At 34.0% G+C, this 22,378-nt stretch carries 20 protein-coding genes and 1 tRNA gene; 12 read left to right on the top strand and 9 right to left on the bottom strand.

Annotated elements, in window-relative coordinates; genetic code table 11:
- Positions 1-50: 50 nt before the first annotated feature.
- The 4 genes from HQN85_RS01415 to HQN85_RS01400 are packed head-to-tail and all read right to left on the bottom strand — an operon-like array spanning position 51 to position 4,766.
- Positions 51-1,319 (bottom strand): NAD(P)/FAD-dependent oxidoreductase, encoded by a 1,269-nt coding sequence (locus HQN85_RS01415; RefSeq protein ID WP_173268563.1) that lies wholly within the window; start codon positions 1,317-1,319, stop codon positions 51-53.
- A gap of 39 nt (positions 1,320-1,358) precedes the next feature.
- The gene (locus HQN85_RS01410) at positions 1,359-2,357 is read right to left on the bottom strand and encodes a 4-hydroxyproline epimerase (RefSeq protein ID WP_173268562.1); all 999 of its coding nucleotides are present in this window, start codon (positions 2,355-2,357) and stop codon (positions 1,359-1,361) included.
- Positions 2,354-3,838: an aldehyde dehydrogenase (NADP(+)) gene (locus HQN85_RS01405; protein ID WP_173268561.1), complete on the bottom strand. Its 1,485-nt coding sequence runs from the start codon at positions 3,836-3,838 to the stop codon at positions 2,354-2,356. The genes HQN85_RS01410 and HQN85_RS01405 overlap by 4 nt, the downstream gene beginning before the upstream one ends.
- A gap of 10 nt (positions 3,839-3,848) precedes the next feature.
- Positions 3,849-4,766 (bottom strand): dihydrodipicolinate synthase family protein, encoded by a 918-nt coding sequence (locus tag HQN85_RS01400; protein WP_173268560.1) that lies wholly within the window; start codon positions 4,764-4,766, stop codon positions 3,849-3,851.
- Positions 4,767-4,992: 226 nt separating this feature from the next.
- Here HQN85_RS01400 and HQN85_RS01395 point away from each other — a divergent pair, with 226 nt between their 5' ends.
- From HQN85_RS01395 to HQN85_RS01385, 3 genes are all read left to right on the top strand, one after another.
- On the top strand, positions 4,993-5,874 hold the full coding sequence (locus tag HQN85_RS01395; protein WP_173268559.1) for an AraC family transcriptional regulator: 882 nt from the start codon (positions 4,993-4,995) through the stop codon (positions 5,872-5,874).
- Between the two features lie 74 nt (positions 5,875-5,948).
- Positions 5,949-7,724 carry an aminopeptidase P family protein gene (locus HQN85_RS01390; RefSeq protein WP_173268558.1) on the top strand — a complete coding sequence of 592 codons (1,776 nt, stop codon included), beginning with the start codon at positions 5,949-5,951 and terminating at the stop codon, positions 7,722-7,724.
- A gap of 222 nt (positions 7,725-7,946) precedes the next feature.
- Positions 7,947-8,264 carry an HPF/RaiA family ribosome-associated protein gene (locus HQN85_RS01385; protein WP_173268557.1) on the top strand — a complete coding sequence of 106 codons (318 nt, stop codon included), beginning with the start codon at positions 7,947-7,949 and terminating at the stop codon, positions 8,262-8,264.
- A gap of 155 nt (positions 8,265-8,419) precedes the next feature.
- On the opposite strand, the gene HQN85_RS01380 is transcribed toward HQN85_RS01385, so the two are convergent.
- Positions 8,420-10,399 carry a DUF2075 domain-containing protein gene (locus HQN85_RS01380; RefSeq protein ID WP_173268556.1) on the bottom strand — a complete coding sequence of 660 codons (1,980 nt, stop codon included), beginning with the start codon at positions 10,397-10,399 and terminating at the stop codon, positions 8,420-8,422.
- Positions 10,400-11,006: 607 nt separating this feature from the next.
- Between HQN85_RS01380 and HQN85_RS01375 the strand changes: the two genes are divergently transcribed.
- The gene (locus HQN85_RS01375) at positions 11,007-11,456 is read left to right on the top strand and encodes a hypothetical protein (RefSeq protein ID WP_173268555.1); all 450 of its coding nucleotides are present in this window, start codon (positions 11,007-11,009) and stop codon (positions 11,454-11,456) included.
- Positions 11,457-11,475: 19 nt separating this feature from the next.
- Here HQN85_RS01375 and HQN85_RS01370 read toward each other — a convergent pair whose 3' ends face one another.
- Positions 11,476-11,886 (bottom strand): VOC family protein, encoded by a 411-nt coding sequence (locus HQN85_RS01370; protein ID WP_173268554.1) that lies wholly within the window; start codon positions 11,884-11,886, stop codon positions 11,476-11,478.
- Between the two features lie 146 nt (positions 11,887-12,032).
- Between HQN85_RS01370 and HQN85_RS01365 the strand changes: the two genes are divergently transcribed.
- The 6 genes from HQN85_RS01365 (at position 12,033) to HQN85_RS01340 (ending at position 17,404) form a co-directional block, all read left to right on the top strand.
- Positions 12,033-13,019: a GlxA family transcriptional regulator gene (locus HQN85_RS01365; protein WP_173268553.1), complete on the top strand. Its 987-nt coding sequence runs from the start codon at positions 12,033-12,035 to the stop codon at positions 13,017-13,019.
- 71 nt (positions 13,020-13,090) lie between these two features.
- The gene (gene ku, locus HQN85_RS01360; protein WP_173268552.1) at positions 13,091-13,861 is read left to right on the top strand and encodes a non-homologous end joining protein Ku; all 771 of its coding nucleotides are present in this window, start codon (positions 13,091-13,093) and stop codon (positions 13,859-13,861) included.
- A gap of 86 nt (positions 13,862-13,947) precedes the next feature.
- Positions 13,948-14,850: an SDR family oxidoreductase gene (locus tag HQN85_RS01355; RefSeq protein WP_173268551.1), complete on the top strand. Its 903-nt coding sequence runs from the start codon at positions 13,948-13,950 to the stop codon at positions 14,848-14,850.
- 26 nt (positions 14,851-14,876) lie between these two features.
- A complete protein-coding gene (locus tag HQN85_RS01350) occupies positions 14,877-15,053 on the top strand; it encodes a hypothetical protein (RefSeq protein WP_173268550.1) in 177 nt (58 codons plus the stop codon).
- 9 nt (positions 15,054-15,062) lie between these two features.
- The gene (locus tag HQN85_RS01345) at positions 15,063-15,800 is read left to right on the top strand and encodes a DNA-formamidopyrimidine glycosylase family protein (protein ID WP_173268549.1); all 738 of its coding nucleotides are present in this window, start codon (positions 15,063-15,065) and stop codon (positions 15,798-15,800) included.
- A gap of 134 nt (positions 15,801-15,934) precedes the next feature.
- Positions 15,935-17,404 (top strand): glycoside hydrolase family 130 protein, encoded by a 1,470-nt coding sequence (locus tag HQN85_RS01340; protein ID WP_173270179.1) that lies wholly within the window; start codon positions 15,935-15,937, stop codon positions 17,402-17,404.
- A 19-nt stretch (positions 17,405-17,423) separates the two neighbouring features.
- On the opposite strand, the gene HQN85_RS01335 is transcribed toward HQN85_RS01340, so the two are convergent.
- Complete coding sequence (locus HQN85_RS01335; RefSeq protein ID WP_173268548.1) at positions 17,424-19,703, bottom strand: glycosyltransferase family 4 protein; 2,280 nt, start codon at positions 19,701-19,703, stop codon at positions 17,424-17,426.
- 222 nt (positions 19,704-19,925) lie between these two features.
- Between HQN85_RS01335 and HQN85_RS01330 the strand changes: the two genes are divergently transcribed.
- A tRNA-Leu gene (locus HQN85_RS01330) sits at positions 19,926-20,005 on the top strand.
- A gap of 102 nt (positions 20,006-20,107) precedes the next feature.
- Here HQN85_RS01330 and HQN85_RS01325 read toward each other — a convergent pair.
- Together HQN85_RS01325 and HQN85_RS01320 are read right to left on the bottom strand one after the other, a co-directional pair.
- Positions 20,108-20,773, bottom strand: coding sequence for a M15 family metallopeptidase domain-containing protein (locus HQN85_RS01325; RefSeq protein ID WP_173268547.1), 666 nt, complete (start codon positions 20,771-20,773; stop codon positions 20,108-20,110).
- A gap of 334 nt (positions 20,774-21,107) precedes the next feature.
- Positions 21,108-21,776, bottom strand: a complete 669-nt coding sequence (locus tag HQN85_RS01320; RefSeq protein WP_173268546.1) for a response regulator transcription factor — start codon at positions 21,774-21,776, stop codon at positions 21,108-21,110.
- Between the two features lie 94 nt (positions 21,777-21,870).
- Between HQN85_RS01320 and HQN85_RS01315 the strand changes: the two genes are divergently transcribed.
- The gene (locus HQN85_RS01315) at positions 21,871-22,284 is read left to right on the top strand and encodes a hypothetical protein (protein WP_173268545.1); all 414 of its coding nucleotides are present in this window, start codon (positions 21,871-21,873) and stop codon (positions 22,282-22,284) included.
- Positions 22,285-22,378: the final 94 nt, after the last annotated feature.

Genomic DNA, 22,378 nt, shown 5'->3' with positions numbered 1-22,378 from the left:
TGGAAGTGATTTTAGCAGGAACAAAGATGATTTATAATCAAATTCACTCACTAATTAAATCGGTTTGGCGAATAAATAGTAATGGGTGTAGACAATTTGGCATCTGTTATTAATTCTGAAACTAATTTACCAGTGATGGGTGCTAAACTAACTCCCATCATCCCATGACCACTGGCTACAACGAGATTTTTCAATCTTTTACTATAACCGATATAAGGCAAACCGTCTGGGGAACATGGTCTGAAACCATACCATATTTTATCGATTTGAGGAATAGCAACTTGGTAATCTGGATAATATTGAGGGATAGAATTTACAATACCCTGAACCCTATTCATATTCACTTTGTGATTAATCGGTGCAATTTCCATGGTGCCACCAAAACGTACCTGATCATTCATTGGCGTTACTGCAACTCTAGCTTCTAATAACAAGGCTGGATGTTGAATTTGCTTAATCGGATCAACCATAAAAGAATACCCTTTACCTGGCATAATTGGAATGTTCATATGAGCTTGATGGGCCAATTCTGGCAACCAAGAACCGCCTGTCATCACGACTGTATCAGCTCTAAAATCTCCACTTGAAGTATGAATAGTTTTAATCTCTCCATTTGTAGTTTCTAATCCGTTAACCTTACAATTGGTAATGATTTCAGCACCATTAGTTTTTAAATAGGCAATCAACTGTTTTACCAAATCATTGGGATATAGATGTGCATCACAACGATAATGCACTGATCCTAGGATGTCTAATTCTGTATTTGGCTCTAAATCCTGTGTTTCTTTGGCATTTAGAATTGCTACATCTAGCCCTAATTGTTGTGCTTTTTTAGCCAAATGGATTTCTTCATCACCTGTAGCTTGATTTTTATACAGCATTAAAATACCCCTTTTCTCTAGACCAAAATTCAATTCTGGTTCTTTAGCAAGCTCATCATATAATTCTTTACTCAATAAATGTAAATCTCGTAAGGGTTCTGCAACACGATCTACATGCTGTTGGTTGGCGTATTTCCAGAATTTTAATCCCCAAGAAATCAGTTTCGGGTTTAAAGAAGGTTTCACATAAAATGGACTTTTACTATCGAACATCCATTTGATACCTTTGCTAATCATTCCAGGTGCTGCTAAAGGAACGAAGTGACTTGGTACAATCATACCCGCGTTACCTGAAGAACAGTTGTTGAGTAAGTCACCTTGATCTAAAAGTGTTACTTTAAAACCTTGTTTTGTGAGATAATATGCAGAACACAAGCCGATAATTCCTGCGCCGATGATCGTGATATTGCCTTTATTTTTTAGAGATGATTCGTTCATTAGTTCATTAGTCACTGGTTCATTATTACTTCATCAAGCCTATATTACCTGAAAACCATGTGCGTATGGATCATCATCATCTATAAAAATGGTATTGTACCCTGTAACTTTAGCCCAACCTTCTATACCTGGCACAATTGCTGGTTGACCATTGATAGTAGTTTCTTCTTCTATCGTGCCAATAAATTGAGAACCAATAATACTTTCATGTACAAATCGATCACCTTTTTTTAATTTCCCTTTCGCAAACCATTGCGCCATACGGGCCGATGTTCCTGTACCACAAGGTGAACGATCGATCGCTTTATCACCATAAAAAACGGCATTTCTAGCTGTTGCTTCAGGAGAGATTGTCGCTCCTGCCCATAAAAAATGACTTAATCCATTAATATTCGGATCTTCTGGATGTACAAAAGTATACTTTTGATTCATCAACTTGCGACATGTTCTACTCCAACTAATTAATTGATCTGCAGTATAATTCTCTAAGCCTTTAAAGTTTTTTTGTGGATCTACAATTGCATAGAAATTCCCACCGTAGGCCACATCAACTATTAATTCTCCTAACTCTGGGCATTCCACAGTTAATCCTTCGGCGGCTAGAAATGACTTAATGTTAATGAGTTTTACGGATTTAACTTTTCCATCAATTTGTACATATTCTACCAAAACTAAACCAGCTGGAGTTTCTAAACGTAACTTTCCAGGAACTTTTGGAATGACTAATCCTTCTTCAATAGCAATAGTTACTGTACCAATTGTACCATGACCACACATGGGTAAACATCCGCTGGTTTCAATGTACAACACGCCAATATCGTTTGTTGGATCTATTGGCGGATATAAAATACTTCCGCTCATCATATCATGTCCACGAGGCTCGAACATTAATCCTTTGCGAATCCAATCGTATTCCTTAATGAAATGTAAGCGACGTTCCATCATACTATTTCCTACCAATAATGGACCACCACCTGCTACTACTCTTACTGGATTTCCACAGGTGTGAGCATCTATACAGCTAAATGTTTTCTTCATGAAATTTGTTCGCGGGTTAATTCATTATTTACTGTTCTCCAAATTTGCAATGGATTTGTGTTTTTCAATTCATCTGGCAAAAACTCATCATCCCAATTTTGATAAGATAAAGGGCGAGCAAAGCGTTTAATGCCGTCTGCACCAACAGATGTAAAACGACTATCTGTACTTGCAGGAAATGGCCCACCATGATGCATTGGTAAACTTACATCCACACCTGTAGGTACGTTATTCAAAATAAAACGTCCGCAAATATCTTGTATGTAATTTAACAAATCTTGGTGTGCTCTAATGTCGTTTGGCGTAGCCATTAAGGTAGCTGTCAATTGTCCTTCTAATGCTTTGGCAACTTCTAAAAATTCTTTTTCATCTGCACATTGTACAATCAAAGAATATGGGCCAAAAACCTCTTGATGCAAAATTGGGTTCTCTAAAAAGGTTTTCCCATTTGTTGTTGCTAAAGTAATTAAACCTTTGCCTTCTTCTATTTCTTCATCAGTTTGAGAAATCAATTGCACTCCTTTTTGCGCCAATGCCTTTGTTAACTTTTCTGCGTAATTTGTAGCAATTCCTTGATGCAACATTTTTGCAGGGCTTACACTTTTTATTTCTCTTTTCAGGTGTTGGATGAAGCGTTCTAAACCTTCACTGTTTATTGTAATGAGTAAACCTGGATTGGTGCAAAATTGCCCCATACCTAAGGTAATAGAACCTGCTAGTTGCTTTGCTAAACTTTCAGATTCTAATTCTACTTTTTCTGGTAAAATAAAGATTGGATTTACACTCCCCATTTCTGCAAAAACAGGAATAGGATTTTTACGTTGGTTTGCCCAATCAAACAGTGCTTTTCCCCCACCAAAAGACCCGGTAAAACCAATGGCTTTTACAGCATCGTGTTTAGCTAAGTATTCTCCAACTTCAAATCCTGCACCATAAACATGACTAAAAATACCATCGGGCATATTACATTTCTTTGCAGCTGTTAAAATCGCATTAGCCATTAATGTAGATGTTTGAGCATGTGCTGGATGCGCTTTAACAATTACCGGGCAACCCGCAGCAAATGCACAGGCAGTATCTCCACCTGCAGTTGAGTAAGCAAAGGGAAAATTACTAGCACCAAATACAACTACTGGCCCCAAAGGAACTAACATTTTGCGTAAATCTGGCTTTGGTGGAGTTTTGTCTGGCACAGCTGTATGGATACTAGCTTCTAACCAATTACCTTGCTCGGCCGCCGCTGCATAACTTGTTAATTGAAACATAGTTCTTGCTCTCTCCCCAACTAAGCGTGCTTCTGGCAAGTTGGTTTCTGCCATAGCTGTTTGAATTAATTCATCTCCTAATGCTTCTATTTCTTGAGCAATGGTGCGCATAAAATTTGCACGTTGCGCCAAAGAAAATGTTTTATACTGATGAAAAGCATTTACAGCTTTTACTAACACTTGATCTAGCTCAGCCTGTGTGGTATCGTTATACATAAATGTTCTTTTATAAATTTAAGTAATCAGGTAATTGAGGGCGACTTGCTAATGCATCATTTATAATTTTCATTACACGTTCTCGTTCTGCTCCTTTTACCATAAGTCTTGGTGCTCTTACATATTCAGAACCAATACCTGCAGCAGTTGCAGCGAGTTTAATGTACTGTACTAATTTAGGATGAATATCTAATTCTAACAACGGCATAAACCATCTATAAATTGCAACTGCTTCATCGTATCGTTTGGCTTTTACCAATCTGTAAATAGCTACTGTTTCTTCTGGAAAAGCATCCACTAAACCTGCTACTAAACCATCCGCACCTAATACTAAACACTCTAGAGAAATCGTATCAACTCCACCTAAAATCTTAAATCTGTTACCAAATTTATTAATCATATTGGTCACATTTGCCAAATCTCGAGTACTTTCTTTTACTGCCTGAATGTTTTCATAAGGCATCAATTCTTCAAACATTGCCAACGTTACTTTAATCCCATAATCTACCGGATTATTATAAATTAAAATAGGCAATTTAATAGCAGAAGCTATGGCTTTAAAATAAGTAACCACTTCGTTATCATCTGCTTTATATTTTAACGGCGGTAATAACATAATGCCATCAGCACCTAATTGTTCCGCTTCTTGAGCCATAGCAATAGCCACGCTTGTGATTTGCTCGGCTACATTAATAATTACAGGAACTTTACCATTTACCGCCTTAACTGTATAGGTTAAAAATTCAGCTTTCTCTTCTTTTGTCAAGGTACTAGCCTCGCCCAAAGAGCCACAAATAATAATCCCATCTACACCTGCAGCCAATTGAGCATCTAAGTTTTTTTGAAATAAAGGATAATCAATCGTATCGTTTTCTGTAAAAGGAGTTAAAAGCGCTGGATAAACGCCTTGCCAAGCAACATGTTTCATATTCAATTTAGTTTAGTCAAATGTAATAGGAGATCGACTATCTTATTTAACCAGATTTAATGAATAATAGACGGATATTAACTTTAAAGTTCATTTCTTAATAGAATGAACTAATATTAGCAAGTTATTTCTACCTAGCGTAAATAATTGATTTAATTTATCTTATTTTAACCTAATAATTTATTTTAACTCATTAATTAAGTTAATATTAGATTAATTCATTGAAATGAAAGTTTTACAGTTCACTATTCCTGTAGCCCATGATCGTACAATTATTGTACAAGAAGATAATATGGCGCATTTTTACCCTTATTTACATCGCCATAAGGAAGCTCAATTAATCTGGATAAAAGAAGGCGAAGGAACGCTAGTAGTGGACAATAATATGCATGCGTTTAGAAAGAACGATATTTATTTATTAGGCGCAAACCAACCTCATTTGTTTAAAAGCAATCCAGAATATTTTGAAGAAGGAAGTGATTTAAAAATTCAGGCATTGATGATTTTCTTTGATCCCAATGGGAAATTAGCTCCTATTTTGGCCTTGCCTGAAATGCAATTGCTACTTTCATTTTTACAGCAAAAACAAAGTGGCTATAAAATTCCAGAATCACATACCGAAAGTATTATCCAACGCATGCTAAGTGTACAGTATGCTAAAAATCAAGAAGTTATTATTAAATTTTTAGACTTATTACAAACGCTTTATCAAATTGGAAATCAAGGAGAAACCTTGTCCACTGCAAAAATGGCTAGCTTTTCTGAAAGTGAGGGTATACGCATTGGGAACATATTTAATTACTTGATGCAACATTACGAACGTCAAATTAGTTTGGAAGAAGTTGCAGCAGAAGCCCACATGACGCCACAAGCATTTTGTAGATATTTTAAAAGGCACACTCGACAAACCTTCGTTTCCTTTTTAAATGAATTACGAATTAATGAGGCATGCAAGAAATTAACCAGTGGCAAATTTGAAAATATTGCAACAGTGGTGTACACCTGCGGTTTTAATAGCGTGACCAATTTTAATAGGGTATTTAAATCTGTTAAAGGCGAAGCGCCTAAAACATATCTCAATCATTATTTTAAAAATCTTAAAGTTTAGTACTAGTATTTAACAATTAACAATGAAATGATTAAACAATTTCTTCATTTCCTATTTCTTTATCACATTTGCACATGACTTATCCTGAAAAATTGAATGCCATCCGTCAACAAATGAAAACTGACGGTGTAGCTGCTTACATTATTCCTTCTGCAGACCCTCATATTAGTGAATATTTACCTGATCATTACAAGTGCATTACTTTCACAACAGGCTTTAAAGGCTCTGTAAGTACAGTAGTAATTACACAAGATTTTGCAGGTTTATGGGCAGATTTCAGGTATTTCGAACAAGCGGAAGAGCAATTAAAAGATAGCGGTTTTGAATTGGTAAAACTTAAAATCCAAGGTAATCCAGAATATATCCAATGGCTTGGCGAAACTTTACCAAAAGGCGCTATTATTGGCTTTGATGAGAAACTGGTTTCTATCCTATTGGGAGAGCTTTTGCACAAAGAGCTGGCCTACAAACAAATTAATTTTCAACACAAAGATTACCTAAGCCCAATTTGGGAAAACAGACCAGCCTTACCTACTCATCCAGCATTTTTAGTAGCTGATGAATGTATTGGCCAGTCGGTTAGTTCAAAGCTAGAAAAAGTTAGAGAAGCCTTAAAAAAACATCATGCAGAATACCATTTAATCTCCTCGTTAGATGATTTAGCATGGTTATTTAATATTCGCGGAGCTGATGTAAGCTATAATCCTGTAGTTTTAAGTTTTGCATTGATTTCTGAAAATCAGGCTACTTTGTACATTCAACATGATAAATTAAATGCAGCAGATAAAGCTAGTTTAGCAAAAAGTGGTGTAGAGATTTTGGCTTACGACTCTATTGCCAATGATTTAAAATTTTTACCAGCTGAAAGTTCAATATTAATTGATCCAAAGCGCAACTGTTTTGCATTATATAAACTTATCCCTACCTCTGTTAAGCGTATATTAGAAACTAATCCTTCTACACAATTAAAAGCAGTAAAAAATGAAATAGAAGTTGCCAATACACGTCGGGCAATGATTAAAGACGGTGTTGCAATTACACAATTCTTAAAATGGGTAAAGGATACCATTGGCAAAACAGAAATTACAGAATTATCTGCTGCTGCTCAATTGAAAGCATTTAGAGCTAATCAAAATGGTTTTATAGGTGAAAGTTTTAACACTATTGCTGGCTATAAGTCACATGGTGCTTTGCCTCACTATGCAGCTTCAGCAGAAAGTGATGTAGCCATCCAATCAGACGGCTTATTTTTAGTGGATTCGGGCGGTCAGTATCGTTATGGAACTACCGATATCACACGTGTGCTTCCAATGGGAAATAACACTGAAGAAGAGAGAATTGATTATACCTTAGTGTTAAAAGCAATGATTGAAGGTTGTAAAACTCGTTTTCCAAAGGGCACTTGTGGTTATCAGATTGATGCCATTACACGCAGACCAATGTGGGATTATGCTTTAAATTATGGTCACGGAACAGGTCATGGTGTAGGTTATTTCTTAAACGTACATGAAGGACCCCAAATCTTTAATGCTACTGCAACTCCTATTCCCGTAGAATTAGGTATGATTACTTCTATCGAGCCTGGCATTTACCGTTCTGGCAAACATGGTATTCGTATAGAAAATTTAGTATTAACCATTGCCGACCAAACCAATGAGTTTAATGAGTTTTACGCTTTTGAAACCTTAACACTTGCACCAATTGACACTACATTAGTTAAAAAAGAATTATTAGAAAAAGCACATATCGATTGGTTAAACACCTACCATGCTAATGTGTATGCCAAATTAAGTCCTTTTTTAAATGAAGAAGAAAAAGTGTTTTTAGGAAAGATGACCAGTGAATTGTAGCGCCTACCTCTAAAAGACTGTATCAAAAAGAAAATTTAAAAATCGTTAATGAATTTATTTTGGAATTTGCGTCATTCCCACGCAGGTGGGAATCTTAATGCACTTTTTACTCACTATCAATGAGGGTTTTAGGTTTAATCATTAGGCTTTTCACTTATGATAAAAACATCCCAACTATATTGCTGTTATTGTAGTATTATTAATCACAAAAACTAATTATATATGATTATTCAACTGAACGCCGACAAAAACTTGACGATACATAGCGAATACGAATCGCAGATTACTGAGAAATTAAACAAAGATTTAGAAAGATATAGCGAACACATCAGCCGTATAGAAGTCCACTTGAGCGACGAAAATGGAAGTAAAGGTGGTGTGAATGATAAAAAATGCTTTCTAGAAGCTAGATTTGAAGGAAAACAACCTATCGTAGCCAGCGATTTAGGTGATACGTATGACCTTGCTTTAAAAGGTGCAACTGAGAAATTGAAACATGCTTTAACTACTGTAATCAGTAAATTGCAGGCGAAGGTTTAAAACGAATTCCTATTTACAATTATAGATACAAAAAAGACCGATTTATTCGGTCTTTTTTTTGTTTGCTAGGCATTCTGTTTATATATTTCGTTAAATGATTACCTATTTGGTTTTAGTAGGTAAAATAAATTTTATAAATCAATAATAATCTATTATTATTCTAATTCTTTTACTCCAATAGATTTAAAATAATTATAAGTCAAATCATAATATTCAGGCTTTCTTGTATGGTCAAGCACATCCCCTTCGGGAATTACGATAACCATTCCCTGTCTTGCCCTCGTCAATAATACTCTATATGCGTTTAATAGATATTTCTTTCTCTCAATTTTATGAATGTTTTGCCACTTTGAGCCTACAAATGAAAAAGTTTTCCACTCCCCCTTTGAATATCTAAAATCCCCATCCCATGTAACGCATGCCCAGTCTAATTCTAAGCCTTGCACTTGAAATTCAGTCGCAACATCTTCTAAATAATAGGATGATCTAACATCATCTTTATCATCAAGAAACCAATGCACTGGGTCAATTGGAGACTTGATGTCTATAGCTAAAGGTTTTAATCTTTGAGCCTGAGAAGAAACAACAATTCCATATCTTTCTGTGCCTCTTGCTTTATCCTTAAGCCATTGTTTTGCTTTGCTTAGTTCTCTAGTTATTAGAATAGGATAATTGCTACTAATTTGACTATATGTTAATTTAGCTTTATCAATATCTAAATCTAAAAGTTGTTTAACAAATAGAGATACGTTTTCCGCTCGGTATGAGCGCATAGAAACTGCTAAGTGCAGATTTTTATCAAAATTTATAATGCATTTTTCCTCTATTCTTTTTATTGTTGATAAAGCATCATATTCATTATCCTTAAGATTTGGAGAGATATTCACTTCCCAGTCTGGGAATGATTCATGTATCGCATTTAACCATTCTGAAATACCAGCTTCACCTTTATTTATTTCCTGTCCCCCACCAACCAAACATATAATTACTGCCCAATGTTTATGTCTATCTAAGCAAGAAATTAAATATTCAGGTTCAGAAAATCTAAAATTAGGTTGATTTTTCTTACGACGCATAAAGTCAATAGTTTGCTCTTTATTCCATGCTCTTTGAGCTTCATCAAAAATAGCAACATGATCATAAGGGGCATTTTGATCTACCAAATATGCATCTCTATAATGATGAATAATTTGAATAAAAGCCTTTACACCTTCTTTAGCGGATGCTTTTGTTATTTTATTTCCTCTTAAGCTTTCTCTTTTTACTTTATCTCTAACTAATGCTTCTTGCAAAATAGCAACCAAAGGACCATTGCCAGATAAAAAAACACTTGTATCACCTTTAGATCTATCTAAATGAGTCGTTGCTACTTTTAAACCAACTAATGTCTTGCCTGCTCCCGGAACACCTGTAACAAAGCATATTACTTTTTTAGAGTTTTGCTTAGCATAAGAGATAGTATCAGAAATAGACTTTGTTGTTTTAGTTAAGTTAACAGCTTCAGCATCATTACGAGTTATTTCACTTACTGAATGTTCATTATAAAGATTTACGGCTGCTTCAATAATTGTGGGTGTTGGAGAGTAGCTTCCAGTTATATATTCTAAGCTATTTAAATCTAATTTTCCAGTATAGAATAGTAAAACTTGATTTATAATGTTTTTAATTTCAAGCTTATTTGTTCTTATAGGATAAATTAAATCATCATTATGACTAGATATAATAATATCCGTATAATTATAACTTGCTTCTGTAGCAACGAGTATTGGAGCAATTACAGCATCATGGCTAGGCTTATGAAAGTTTTTTAAATCAAGTGCATAATCCCAAACCTGATCAATATGATATCGCAAATAATTCCTTTCTCCTACTTTAAATTCTATAACAAAAACAACGTTTTTTATAATGAGCAAACAATCTATTCTTTTACCCATTCTAGGAATTGAAAATTCAAAAAAGATATCTCCTACAAAATACTTTAACTGATCTTTTAAAATTAATATTTGCTGTTTCCAAGCTTCAACAGTATCAGAATTGGCATCAAATTTATTTGCAAGCGTTATTTGCCCAATGATTTCTTTGATATTTTTTCCCAAAAATGATTCTATCGAATCTTGGTAATAGGCAGTTAACATATAATTCAATTTAGACTATGAAGATGCATATTATTTTACTTTTTAATCCAGCATTAAAATTTATTTCTAAATGCAGCAAGATTTACCTAGCAAACTTTAAAAATCACACCGCATTTCTCCTATACTCCTCCTAGTCTTCTCCTACGTTTCTCCTTAAAAACGCCCTTTGAGAAGAAGAAACCTAGGACAATCCTCGAACAACTCTAGAACAAAACTACTTTTTTACTGACATTTTAGGACATAATCAGACATTTTCGGACATTTAAATTCAACCTATTTATCTTACTAAAAATTTAATGTTTCTTTATGGCATGGAAATATTAAAAGCCACCAACAAAATAGCTCAACAACTCAAAAACAAATCTTGTCCATTTTCTACTGATTATAAATGGGGAAAAATAGACAGAATATTCCCCGATTTTCCCCGTTAATATTTTTTAAATAGTTAATTTTATGTGATTAATTATTTAATGTAAACTTAAAGCAATATTTATTGTTTAAACATTGAAATATTTTAGCTTAACTTACAACATCAAAAATAATACAGATTGATAGTTTAAGTGGCATAGCTATTGTTTGATATAGGCTATAACAATCAGTTCCTTTAATGAGATTTTTAAGATCACTATTTATATTAACGCTTTTCACTCTTTTAAGCAATACGTCATTTGCAACTACCGTATCTGGGTATGGTTGTAGAATTGGAGATGTTGTTTTTACTCAATACTTAGGAAGTACATATTTTTGGGGCACTACGTACAAAGTCTATAATAGAAATGGACAAGTTTACAGTGTAGATTATAGTCCTGGACAACAATGCAATTATATCGAAAGTAACAACATCTATGATCAAGGAAGACAGTGTTGGGTAAACACTTATGTCAATCCAATGAATAATCAAGATGGTGCAAGCTACGGTACTTACGTTTATTATTCAGTAGATATCTGTAATGTCAACTTACCTTTAGATGATTATGTTTGGATAATGGTTTTAGTTGCTGGCGGTGTTGGAGCGTACGTTATTTCGAAGAAAAGAATGATTTTTCCCACACAGTAATAATAGAGAATTATCTATATTAATTCCTTTTATAATTTAACAGCCAATTATTCCCAAATACATCTGTAACTGAAGCAACTAATGTATTCCAAAAGTTAACTTCAATTCCTTGTGTTGCTTTTGCACCCACAGAAAGTTTGGCATAATAAGTAGTTAATTCTTCTTCAGAATTGCAATTCAAAAGCAAGGAAACAGCATTGCCTTTAGTTAGTCCTTCATCTGCAACCAAGTCTGTACCCACTAAAATCAAGTCTTCTTTAGTAAGCATAGCTTGAACCACATATCCTTTCATTTCATCTGTCATTTTTTTAGATAATGTAGTTTCTCCTATCGTCTGAAAACTAAGATTGCCACCAAGACAGTTCTGATAAAAGGTCATCGCCTTGCGACAATTACCGTTAAATGTTAAATAGGAATAGATATGTGCCATTTGGTAGAAAGCTAGTTTGAAAAATCGTCTATCGAAATTGATATAAAGTTTTATTCAAAGATAATTACTCGAATACCTACCTAAATAGTGCATAAAGGACAATTGAAGGGGTTGTTTACGACAAACACATCGATTATATTTGTTTAATGAAGCATGTTACAATTTTAGTTCCCGAAACGGCTGTGATAGAAGCTATCGCAGATCCAAGGTATTTATTTACGGCAGTAAATGATTTTTTAGCTGCTGCCGGTAAAGCACCTATGTTTAACATTCAATTAGTTGGATTAAAGAGGGAAATAAAATTAAATAACAATCTTTTCTCGGTTCATACCGATTTGCTAATTGACGAACTTCCAAAAACAGACTTGATTTTCATTCCTGCCTTAAGTGGTGATATGAAAACAGCTATCGAATTAAATAAGGATTTACAACCTTGGATAATTGAACAATACCAAAAAGGTGCAGAAGTGGTTTCCTTATGTATTGGTGCTTTTTTATTGGCATCAACAGGTTTATTAGATGGTAAAAAATGCTCTACACATTGGCTGTCTGCTACCGATTTTAGAGAAATGTTCCCTGCGGTTGACTTAGTGGATGGAAGTATAATTACCGAAGAAAAAGGTTTATATTCTAGCGGAGGAGCTAATTCATATTGGAATTTATTACTTTATTTAGTAGAAAAATACACAGATCGTGATACCGCAATTCTAGCTTCAAAATATTTTGCTATTGACATTGACAGAGAAAGTCAATTGGCATTTATGATGTTTCAAGGACAGAAGAAACATGAAGATCCTGAGATTAAAAAAGCACAAGAATTTATAGATAATAACTATCAGAATAAAATTACGGTAGATCAGCTGGCTGGAATGTTAGCCTTGGGCAGAAGAAGTTTTGAACGAAGATTTAAAAAAGCCACGAATAACACTGTTATTGAGTATTTACAGCGGGTGAAAATTGAAGCGGCAAAACGAAGCTTTGAATCGAGCAGAAAAAACATTACAGAAGTAATGTTTGATGTTGGCTATACAGATACCAAAGCATTTAGAGATGTATTTAAGAAAATTACAGGCCTAACCCCTATCGATTACAGAAATAAATACCACAAAAAAGTTCCTTTACTACTAAATTAAGAGCAGAAGCTACTATGCCTTAATTACAAACAATACCATCGCACAGCTGTTTATAATTAAAAAGTTATGCTATGAGATCTATTTGGAAAGGTGCCATTGGTTTTGGCTTGGTAAATATTCCCGTTAAACTTTATTCTGGGGTACAGAACAGCAATCTAGATTTAGATATGCTAGATGAACGCGACCATGCGAAAATTAAATTTCAACGTATTAATGAGGATAGTCGCAAAGAAGTTCCATATGATAAAATTGTTCGTGGTTATTTTTTGAAGGATAGATATGTAATCTTGGATGAACATGATTTTGCTGAAGCAGCTCCTGAAAAAACTAAAATCATCGAATTAGAGAATTTCGTCGACATAAAAGACATCAACCCTATCTATTACGAAACATCCTATTATACCGAGCCAGAAAAGCAAGGAACAAAAGCGTATGCGCTATTGCTACAAGCACTAATTAAATCAAAAAAAGCAGGAATAGGACGTTTTGTACTACGAAGCACGGAAAATTTGTGTGTTATCCATCCGATGGATGATGTTATTGTCATCACTAAAATTAGATTCCAAGAAGAAATAAGAAGTCTAGAAGAAATCAAAAAAGTAAGTGACACTAACATTACCAAAAAAGAAATGGAGGTCGGCTTAGCCTTAATAGCGCAATACAGTTCAAAATTCGATATCGCTGCATTTAAGGATACTTATAGCGATGAATTATTAAAAATTATCAAAGCTAAAGCAAAAGGTAAACGTGCGGTTGTGAAAAAACTAAAACCACAAAAAGCAACTAGTGATAACTTATACGATCAATTGATGCAAAGTTTGGGGAGTAAAAAAAGAGCGTAAACAAAAACATTTTAAAAATGTTAAAACTTAAAAATAGTCAACTGATTTTTTAAAAAGTTGATGTTTTGATATCAAATTCTACCTATATGAAAAAGATAAAAAAACAAGAACCACCTAAACAGCCCGATACAAAATATCCAGTGCCGCCATATCCAAAACAAAAACAAGCCATTCCTGGAACTGAAGATCAAATGAAACCTTTGGCCGATCATGGAGAAAAATCATACAAAGGTTCTGGAAAATTAAAAGGCAAAAAAGCGATTATCACCGGTGGAGATTCTGGAATTGGGAAAGCTATTGCCATTGCTTTTGCAAGAGAAGGTGCTGATGTACTAATTAGTTACTTAGATGACATCGAAATTAAAGATGCTGAAGACTCAGCTAAATATGTGGAAGAAGCCGGTCAGAAAGCAATTTTGGTTAAGGGCGACATTAGAAAAGAAAGTCATTGCAAAAAAATTATAGATACTGCCGTTAAAGAATTTGGACAAATTGACATTTTAGTAAATAATGCTGCTTTCCAAATGGGAAGAGAAAGCTTAGAGGAAATACCGGCCGACGAATGGGTAAAAACATTTGATGTGAACATTCACCCAATGTTTTATTTAAGTAAAGCTGCTGAACCTTTCATGAAAAAAGGGAGTAGCATTATTAATACAACCTCGGTAAATGCATATAATCCTAGTCTAGTATTGTTGCCTTATGCAGCCACAAAAGCTGCTATTCAAAATTTCACTGCTAACTTAAGTCAGATTTTATTAACTGCAGGTAAAGGAATTAGAGTAAATGCGGTAGCGCCTGGACCAATTTGGACACCCTTAATTCCATCTACTATGCCAAATCCAGAAGAATTTGGCAAAGATACCCCAATGGGAAGACCAGGGCAGCCAGTTGAAGTTGCACCAGCCTACGTGTTTTTAGCTTCTGATGACGCTAGTTATATTTCTGGAGCTACTTTACCGGTTACCGGAGGAAGAATTACGATTTAAGATCACTAAGAATTAAAAATATATTTATGAAAAAGCAAGCTGAAAAATCAAACGATAAAGCGCAAAAGAAAACGAGTGGTGATGCTAAAGGCAAAGCTTCTTTTGACCAGAATGGACAAGGTGCTGCACCAAAATATGGACAAGCTGGAGATGCACCAAATGAATCTGGAGATAGTGCGAAGAATAACAAGGAAACGCTCTAATTAAATTATATGCCCGAAGGACCGTCTATTGTTATACTTAGAGAATTAATTGAAAACCTCCATTTAGAAGGTGCTGAAATTATAGAGGTTGGAGGTAATACTAAATTAGATAAAGATCGTTTGCTTCACCAAAAAGTGATTGCATTTAAAAGCTGGGGCAAACATTTCTTAATATGCTTTAGTGATTTTGCCTTACGAGTCCATTTCATGCTTTTTGGTACGTATCGGATAAATGAAGAAAAGGAAAGTACGCCTAGAATCAGCCTAGTTTTTAAAAATGATGTATTGAATTTTTATACCTGCTCATTAAAATTTATTGAAGGAGATATCAATGAAGTTTATGATTGGGAATCCGATGTACTCTCTAATGATTGGAACGAGTCGAAAGCTTTAAAAAAATTAAGGGAAAAAGAGGATGTGCTGGTTTGCGATATCCTTTTAGATCAGAATGTTTTTGCTGGGGTCGGGAACATCATTAAAAATGAAGTATTGTATCGGATTGGTGTACATCCCTTATGCACTGTAGGTTCACTTTCTATGCCTAAAGTAAAAGAGCTTATTAAGGAAGCTAGAAATTACAGCTTTGATTTCCTCCGATGGAAGAAAGAGTATACACTTAAAAAACATTGGCTCGCTTATAGTAAAAAAGTATGCCCTAAAAACCATCCCATTATTAAAGAACAGTTAGGAAAAACTAACAGACGTACTTTTTATTGTCCTATTTGCCAAAGCTATGAAAAGGCTTAAGCCTATTTCAATAGATAACTCGCATCAAACATTACCTTATAATTATTGTTATATTTAACCTGAGGTACATTATTAAGTACTTTTAACTAGACCTTAATCGTTTATTTAGCTAAGCGCATAATCAATTTTATATGATGAGACTTCCAATAGAACGTAAACACGTAAAAGTTTACCCAGACCCAAAAAGAGTAATTGCAAGATTTTTTTTTAATGGAGATGAGCGTGGCAGAGAAGTGATTAATAAAGTAATGACACTAACCGATGAACAGGTTTTTAATATCATTTCGCCACTTTTACAAGAATATTCTAAACGACACCGCAACATTACCAAGATTTTATCAAGGCATTGCAAAAAACTAAAGCCTTTGTTCGAAAAAATGGATATTGATTATAAAGACCTCGATACACATCGTAGTCTTTTAATTGGTTCTTATTTTACACATGAATACTCTATAGAATCAGCAGCATTCTTTAATCCATCTATCATTGAAGATCCAGACCAGAGTAATTTGGAAGAAGGTGAAAAACGTTTAATTATAAGCTTTAGAGCAGTTGGAGAAGGTCATATTTCGTCAATTGTATTTAGAAGAGCTTTAATCGACAGAAATAATAACATTACAGTAATTCCAGCGGGAAATTATATTGATGAAGCAGAAATTATAAGAAATGCATCTTATAACAAAAAGCTCTTTTTAGACAAAGGCTTAATTGCGCTCATTAACGAAGATGTATTAAAAGAATTAGATAAAAAATTAGCCGATCAATTTGATTATGCAACGCTGAAAAGTGTAATTGCAGAAAGTCAGGAATTAGAGCCAGATCCATTAAAAGACATAGAATTAGAAAAGGTACTATGGTTATCTGATTCATATTATGAGATTATTTTCTCTATGGATACTGATATTTCTGATCGTGTTATCTTCCCAATATCTGAATTTGAAAGAAAGGGAATTGAAGATGCCAGATTTGTTAAATTTATAAATGACGATGGATCTGTTACTTATTATGCAACATATACCGCTTATGATGGACATATCATTATCCCTAAACTCTTAAAAACTAAAGATTTTTACGACTTCACAGTTGGTCCACTATTTGGTGATGGTGCACAGAATAAAAACTTAGCCCTTTTCCCACGTAAAATAAATGGTAAATACGCCATGTTATCCCGTATTGATGGTGTAAATAATTACATCATGTATTCGAACAAAATTAACGTATGGGAAAATCCAATTAAATTACAAGAACCAAAATACAATTGGGAATTTGTACAAATAGGAAATTGCGGTTCTCCAATTGAAACTGAAGAAGGTTGGCTAATTATCACCCATGCTGTTGGTCCAATGCGCAGGTATTGCTTAAGTGCTTGTTTGTTAGACCTGGAAGATCCGACTATAGAAATTGGAAGATTAGAAGAACCTTTACTTATTCCAAATCCAGACGAACGTGAAGGTTATGTTCCAAATGTGGTATATTCTTGTGGGTCAATTGTCAATAATGAACATTTGATTATTCCTTATGGTTTATCAGACTACTCTTCGTCATTTGCTTCAGTTGATTTAAAAGCACTGTTAGATAAATTAAAGGCATCACCAAAACCTTAACAATAAAAAAAAGTCTGGTTTATTTAAAAACCAGACTTTTTTGTTCCTTAACTCCACTTAAGAGTTGGTCATACTTAAATGCCTTTACAACGGTTAAGTGAGATATTAAATACGCTAATGTGCTTTCTGCACCTTGATTTCTATTTACACCTCCACGATGCAAGCCATCGGCACAACCTTTTGTTTCTGCGTCATATAATGGAATTCTCAACGAATTTTCCCCTAAGAACCATAGATAACTCGTAAACATTTTCTTCATATATGAAGTATCTTTAGTTACAATAAACGCCTGATGATACATTAAGACCATCGCCATTATTTCAATAGCTTGTTGGTCATACAATGGCATTACTCTATTGTCTCTATTGTACCAGCCATCATTACCTACCGGATTAAACAAGTTTAAGTTAAAGGTTAATTTCTCTAAATACTGTAATGATTCGTTTGCGATTTCCTTCACTTCTTCATTACCAGTTATTTCTGCAGAATGGAAAAGTGCCAATGGGAAAATAGCATTATCATAAGTCATTTTATCTTCAAACCAATGCCAGTCATCACCTCGCGTAGTTTGATAAGCTGATACTAACTTATCTGTTAAAGACTTGAGTTCATTTAAAATCATTTCATCATAAGGATGCGATTGCAAATAATAACTCAATCCTGTTATTGTATTACATATTCCTCTTAAATGTGTTAATTTTTTAAAATGTGGAACCGCTTTAAAAAACAGTTCTCTTCCAAACTCTATGTAAGAACGGTTTGGTGCAGAATGGATAAGATAACCTAATGCCCAAATGGTACGTCCAAATGAATCGTCGGTTCCCTCTTCATCTAAATATTGGCGATTGAAACTCATGAAATTCCTAAAATTTCCATCTTCCAACTGCATATCATGAGTAAAACTCAAATAAATTGGTAAAAGGTCTAAAGCTTCAACATTATTCTTCTCTTTATATGCCATTAAGGCCATAATTATAGCTCTCGAATTATCATCAACACAATATCCTTCCTTCCTATTTGGAATTCCAAATTTAGCATGCTGAAAAATTCCTGTATCATCTGTTAAGCGTTTTACATAGTCGATATTAAATTCTGGCATTAAACCAGGATCTATAATTTGACTTAAAATCTTATCACTATAATCTGGATGCTTAACTGCTTTTTCTATTAATGAAATATATGTTTTACCAATTTTAGGCCATCTAGTACTTAATCCAAAAGTATAAGCATTTTTCTTTAATGTACTTAACATCTCAGGATCAACTAACAATTGATTAACGATGTTTGCTAATCCATCATGATCTTTAAAATTGAATAAACGACCACGATTTTTGTCTAAAAGTTCTTGTGCATGCCAATATGGAGTTGAAACTACCGCAGCCCCAGCACCAACCGCATAAGACAATGTGCCACTTGTAATTTGAGCCTCGTTAAAATACGGTGTGATATAAACATCTGCAGCAGATAAGTAATTGATTAATTCTTCCTCTTCTACAAACTTATTCATAAACACCAAGTGCTGGCTCACATTTAATTCTTCTGCCAACGTTTTTAGGTATTCACGATATTCTTCGCCAGAATTTTTTACTACGCCAGGATGTGTATTACCCAATATTACATACACAGCATTCGGATTTTGCTTTACAATAGCGGGAAGTGCCTTAACAACGGTCTCTAAACCTTTATTTCTGCTAATCAATCCAAATGTCAACAACACCTTTTTGTCCTTTAATTGAGGTAAATCCTTGATAGGGTTAACAATAGGTGCTTCTAAATCCGGTACTCCATGCATTACAAGCTGAATTTTTTGTTCAGGCACTTGGTAAATGTCAGTTAAAAAACCAACTGCTTTGCTACCCATTACTATCACCTTAGCCGACTTTTTAGCTACCTCTTTAATAATAGCTTTTTGTAAAAAAGTAGGAGAATTTAAAACGGTGTGTAAAATGGAAATAATCGGTTTTTCTATCTGGTTTAAAAATGGAAGGACGAATAATCCATCTTCACCCCCATAAATTCCGAACTCATGTTGTACAATACATGCATCAACATCACTGCTATTTATAAATGCAGCTGCTTCTGTATAATCTTCTTGGACTTGTTGTCTAATTACAAACTTTACTTCTTCTGGATATTGATATTCATTTTTATCATCAGCGTTGTTCATGGCAATAACAACACTTGTTTCTAAAAGATTTTTATCGTCAAAATTACTACAAATAGCCTTAATTAAATTTTGGTTAAAGGTAGCTAAGCCACATTCGCGTGGCGGGTAAGTAGAAATATATGCTATTTTCATATCTCAGGATATTATGCTTTAAAAATTAAGAACTTGATAAAAAATTGAGAGATACTTGTTTAACAACGAAATAGCTATGTTGTTTTGCGTTATGGCACATTTCACGGTAAAATAGTATTCTTAAAAGGAGAGAATGAGTTTTCTAGCTTACAAAATATTAGAAAAATAGTTTGTTTATATGTCTCGTAATCTATAGATTTGCATCCCGCTGAACAAGCAAATGCCCAGCTGGCGGAATTGGTAGACGCGCTGGTCTCAAACACCTGTGGGAAACCGTGCCGGTTCGACTCCGGCGCTGGGTACTAACCCTCTTTATGAAAGTAAAGAGGGTTTTATTTTATAATCTTTAGCGTTTGTAAGCCCCTAGATTAGGGAAGATTACTTTTACGATGAACGTAGCTGAATTAAATAAAAGCTAGAAAATTGATATTCTGTTGTTTTCTTCTTTGAAGTTCTTTTACCATCTCACTTTCTTTCATAGCAACCGCCCATGCTGGTCTTAATTGAAAATGTTGCTGACTTGTAAACGTTCTTAAATCTCCAGACCATGTAAGACCTATTGATTCTCCTAATTTTGCTACTTCTTCATACAATTTAGACTGGTCTTTATCTATGAAATTTCCATTCTCTGCTTCCTCTACTATTTTAATACTGAAAGTAAGTCCAAAATCTTTAGTAGCTTTAGTAGAGGTAGTAACTAACTTAATTTGAATACCTTGAGCTGTAGAAAGATGTAATAATTCCTTAGCAAAAGGCACCATTTCTTTTGCCATTTCATTAAGTACAATTTCATTATGTTGTTGAATAGAATTAATCTCTTCCACCTCATTGTGTTGATTAACAATTAACAATTGATATAGGGCATCCCAGGTTTTTGTCCAAGGGTAACCATCTGCTCTTACTTCTATCTTTTCTTGTATTGCTTTAATAATTGCACTTACGTTAATATTATATGGCAGTGAATTAAATAATAGAAAATAAATATTAAGCCATGTTTTAGAAGATGCTATACCATCTGCTTCAATACCAGCTTTTTCTTGTAATGCTTTAATTTTGTCTGAATAGTCCATCTCTTTTAATAATTAGAATTAATAGTAATTTATTTAGCTGCTTCAATTTGTTTGCTTACTTAGCGAAGCTAAATGACCAATTTAACAGCAAAATTTTGAACGTAGTTTTGCTTAAAATACCAATTGGGTATATCTACGCATTGATATAGGTATAAATACCCGCATTCAATTAAAGAAACTGGATGTTATTAACTAAACCTGAGAGTAACGGAAATACTTTTTTGTTTTGCTGGGCTTGTCGAAGCACAAAAAAGATTGGAGTGGATAGCAGGAATTACTCAAATAGGTGCTACAGCTTTTGCTTTTCGAAAAAACTATATTTGGGTTTAACATACTAGTTTGAGGTTATATCTAGCTCAAAAAGTTTATGTTTAAGCGCATACAAAACAAGTCCGGCTATATTGCGGCTACCTGTTTTTAATAAGAGATTATTTCTGTGCCCTTCTATCGTACGCGTACTAAGAAATAGTTTTTCTGCAATTTCATTACTACTCAATTGTTTGCAGATTAATTGTAATACTTCTTTTTCGCGATTAGTTAATCTATTTATATTTTCTAGGGATGTTGTATTTGTTTTTTGCGTTAAACCTTTACGCATCATTTCTAACATAGGTACAGTAAAATAGAAATCATTTTTATATACTTCTCTAATGGCTAATTCTACTTCTTCGGGTTCCGCATTCTTAGCTAAATAACCATTTGCCCCTGCTTGTATTGTGGTAAGAATAAAATTTTCGGCTTCGTGAATGGTTAAAACTATTACGCCTATTTTGGGATATTTCTCTTTTAATACCTTCAAAGCATCTAATCCATTCATTTCTGGCATGGAAAGATCTAGCAATATGATATCAGGTTTTACGACAGCAGTTTCACAGAGTGATAGCAATTCTTTACCGCTTTCGGCTTCGAAAATTAGCGACATATTTTGAAAAGTACTGACAAGTGCTGCCATTCCTCTTCTAAAAAGTTTTTGATCGTCTGCTATTGCTATATTGATATTCATTAAGGATGATTTTAAAGCCTGAAATTATAAAATTTGTATGCATAAGTTATACAATGTTGATTTTTTTTTAGATTAGTGAAATTTTAAAAAAATCATGAAACCAATTAACGTTCCAACTATTCCTCTCAATGCAGCTGTTGCCAGAGTTACTCGTTTTAGAGAACAACTTTCTAAACAAGCTTCAGAGTCTACTGTAATTCCTCGTGCCATTCTTATTCCCATAAATGATTTGATGGCAATTATTGAGAAATACTCATCTGTTGATGATGAAGGAAATGTTATAAATTCACTTCAGGGTGTTAGGGCTTATTTTGCTGTTAAATTAACTGATGAAAAACTAGAAGATGATATTACTGCATTAATTGTGGCAGTAGACAAAAACGGAAAGGATATTATCCCTACCACCAACGCAGGTTTAGGTAATCCTGGTGATGATTCAGAAATTTATGATTTCACAAAACCTTGTCCAGATGTTTGTGATCCAGAAAGTCCACTATTTGTTCCTTAATAAACTATGTTTCTAACTTATATTGTCCCACTTAGTATATTGATACCTATACTATTTGGGATACTTAATTTTAAGGTTGCAAAAGCTGGGCCTA

Origin of the sequence: Pedobacter boryungensis (assembly GCF_013204825.1) — a bacterium.
Lineage (GTDB): Bacteria > Bacteroidota > Bacteroidia > Sphingobacteriales > Sphingobacteriaceae > Pedobacter > Pedobacter boryungensis.
The sequence above is the reverse complement of the archived record's forward strand: the minus strand, read 5'-3'. Positions and strand labels throughout refer to the sequence as shown.

What these genes read in the sequence shown, in the direction of transcription:
- HQN85_RS01340 (WP_173270179.1), top strand. Translation starts at nt 15,935, where the DNA reads ATGAGACTTCCAATAGAACGTAAACACGTAAAAGTTTACCCAGACCCA.
- HQN85_RS01400 (WP_173268560.1), bottom strand. Translation starts at nt 4,766, where the DNA reads ATGAAACATGTTGCTTGGCAAGGCGTTTATCCAGCGCTTTTAACTCCT.
- HQN85_RS01350 (WP_173268550.1), top strand. Translation starts at nt 14,877, where the DNA reads ATGAAAAAGCAAGCTGAAAAATCAAACGATAAAGCGCAAAAGAAAACG.
- HQN85_RS01375 (WP_173268555.1), top strand. Translation starts at nt 11,007, where the DNA reads ATGAGATTTTTAAGATCACTATTTATATTAACGCTTTTCACTCTTTTA.
- HQN85_RS01365 (WP_173268553.1), top strand. Translation starts at nt 12,033, where the DNA reads ATGAAGCATGTTACAATTTTAGTTCCCGAAACGGCTGTGATAGAAGCT.
- HQN85_RS01320 (WP_173268546.1), bottom strand. Translation starts at nt 21,776, where the DNA reads ATGAATATCAATATAGCAATAGCAGACGATCAAAAACTTTTTAGAAGA.
- HQN85_RS01355 (WP_173268551.1), top strand. Translation starts at nt 13,948, where the DNA reads ATGAAAAAGATAAAAAAACAAGAACCACCTAAACAGCCCGATACAAAA.
- HQN85_RS01380 (WP_173268556.1), bottom strand. Translation starts at nt 10,399, where the DNA reads ATGTTAACTGCCTATTACCAAGATTCGATAGAATCATTTTTGGGAAAA.
- HQN85_RS01370 (WP_173268554.1), bottom strand. Translation starts at nt 11,886, where the DNA reads ATGGCACATATCTATTCCTATTTAACATTTAACGGTAATTGTCGCAAG.
- HQN85_RS01390 (WP_173268558.1), top strand. Translation starts at nt 5,949, where the DNA reads ATGACTTATCCTGAAAAATTGAATGCCATCCGTCAACAAATGAAAACT.
- HQN85_RS01345 (WP_173268549.1), top strand. Translation starts at nt 15,063, where the DNA reads ATGCCCGAAGGACCGTCTATTGTTATACTTAGAGAATTAATTGAAAAC.
- HQN85_RS01315 (WP_173268545.1), top strand. Translation starts at nt 21,871, where the DNA reads ATGAAACCAATTAACGTTCCAACTATTCCTCTCAATGCAGCTGTTGCC.
- ku (WP_173268552.1), top strand. Translation starts at nt 13,091, where the DNA reads ATGAGATCTATTTGGAAAGGTGCCATTGGTTTTGGCTTGGTAAATATT.
- HQN85_RS01325 (WP_173268547.1), bottom strand. Translation starts at nt 20,773, where the DNA reads ATGGACTATTCAGACAAAATTAAAGCATTACAAGAAAAAGCTGGTATT.
- HQN85_RS01415 (WP_173268563.1), bottom strand. Translation starts at nt 1,319, where the DNA reads ATGAACGAATCATCTCTAAAAAATAAAGGCAATATCACGATCATCGGC.
- HQN85_RS01385 (WP_173268557.1), top strand. Translation starts at nt 7,947, where the DNA reads ATGATTATTCAACTGAACGCCGACAAAAACTTGACGATACATAGCGAA.
- HQN85_RS01410 (WP_173268562.1), bottom strand. Translation starts at nt 2,357, where the DNA reads ATGAAGAAAACATTTAGCTGTATAGATGCTCACACCTGTGGAAATCCA.
- HQN85_RS01335 (WP_173268548.1), bottom strand. Translation starts at nt 19,703, where the DNA reads ATGAAAATAGCATATATTTCTACTTACCCGCCACGCGAATGTGGCTTA.
- HQN85_RS01395 (WP_173268559.1), top strand. Translation starts at nt 4,993, where the DNA reads ATGAAAGTTTTACAGTTCACTATTCCTGTAGCCCATGATCGTACAATT.
- HQN85_RS01405 (WP_173268561.1), bottom strand. Translation starts at nt 3,838, where the DNA reads ATGTATAACGATACCACACAGGCTGAGCTAGATCAAGTGTTAGTAAAA.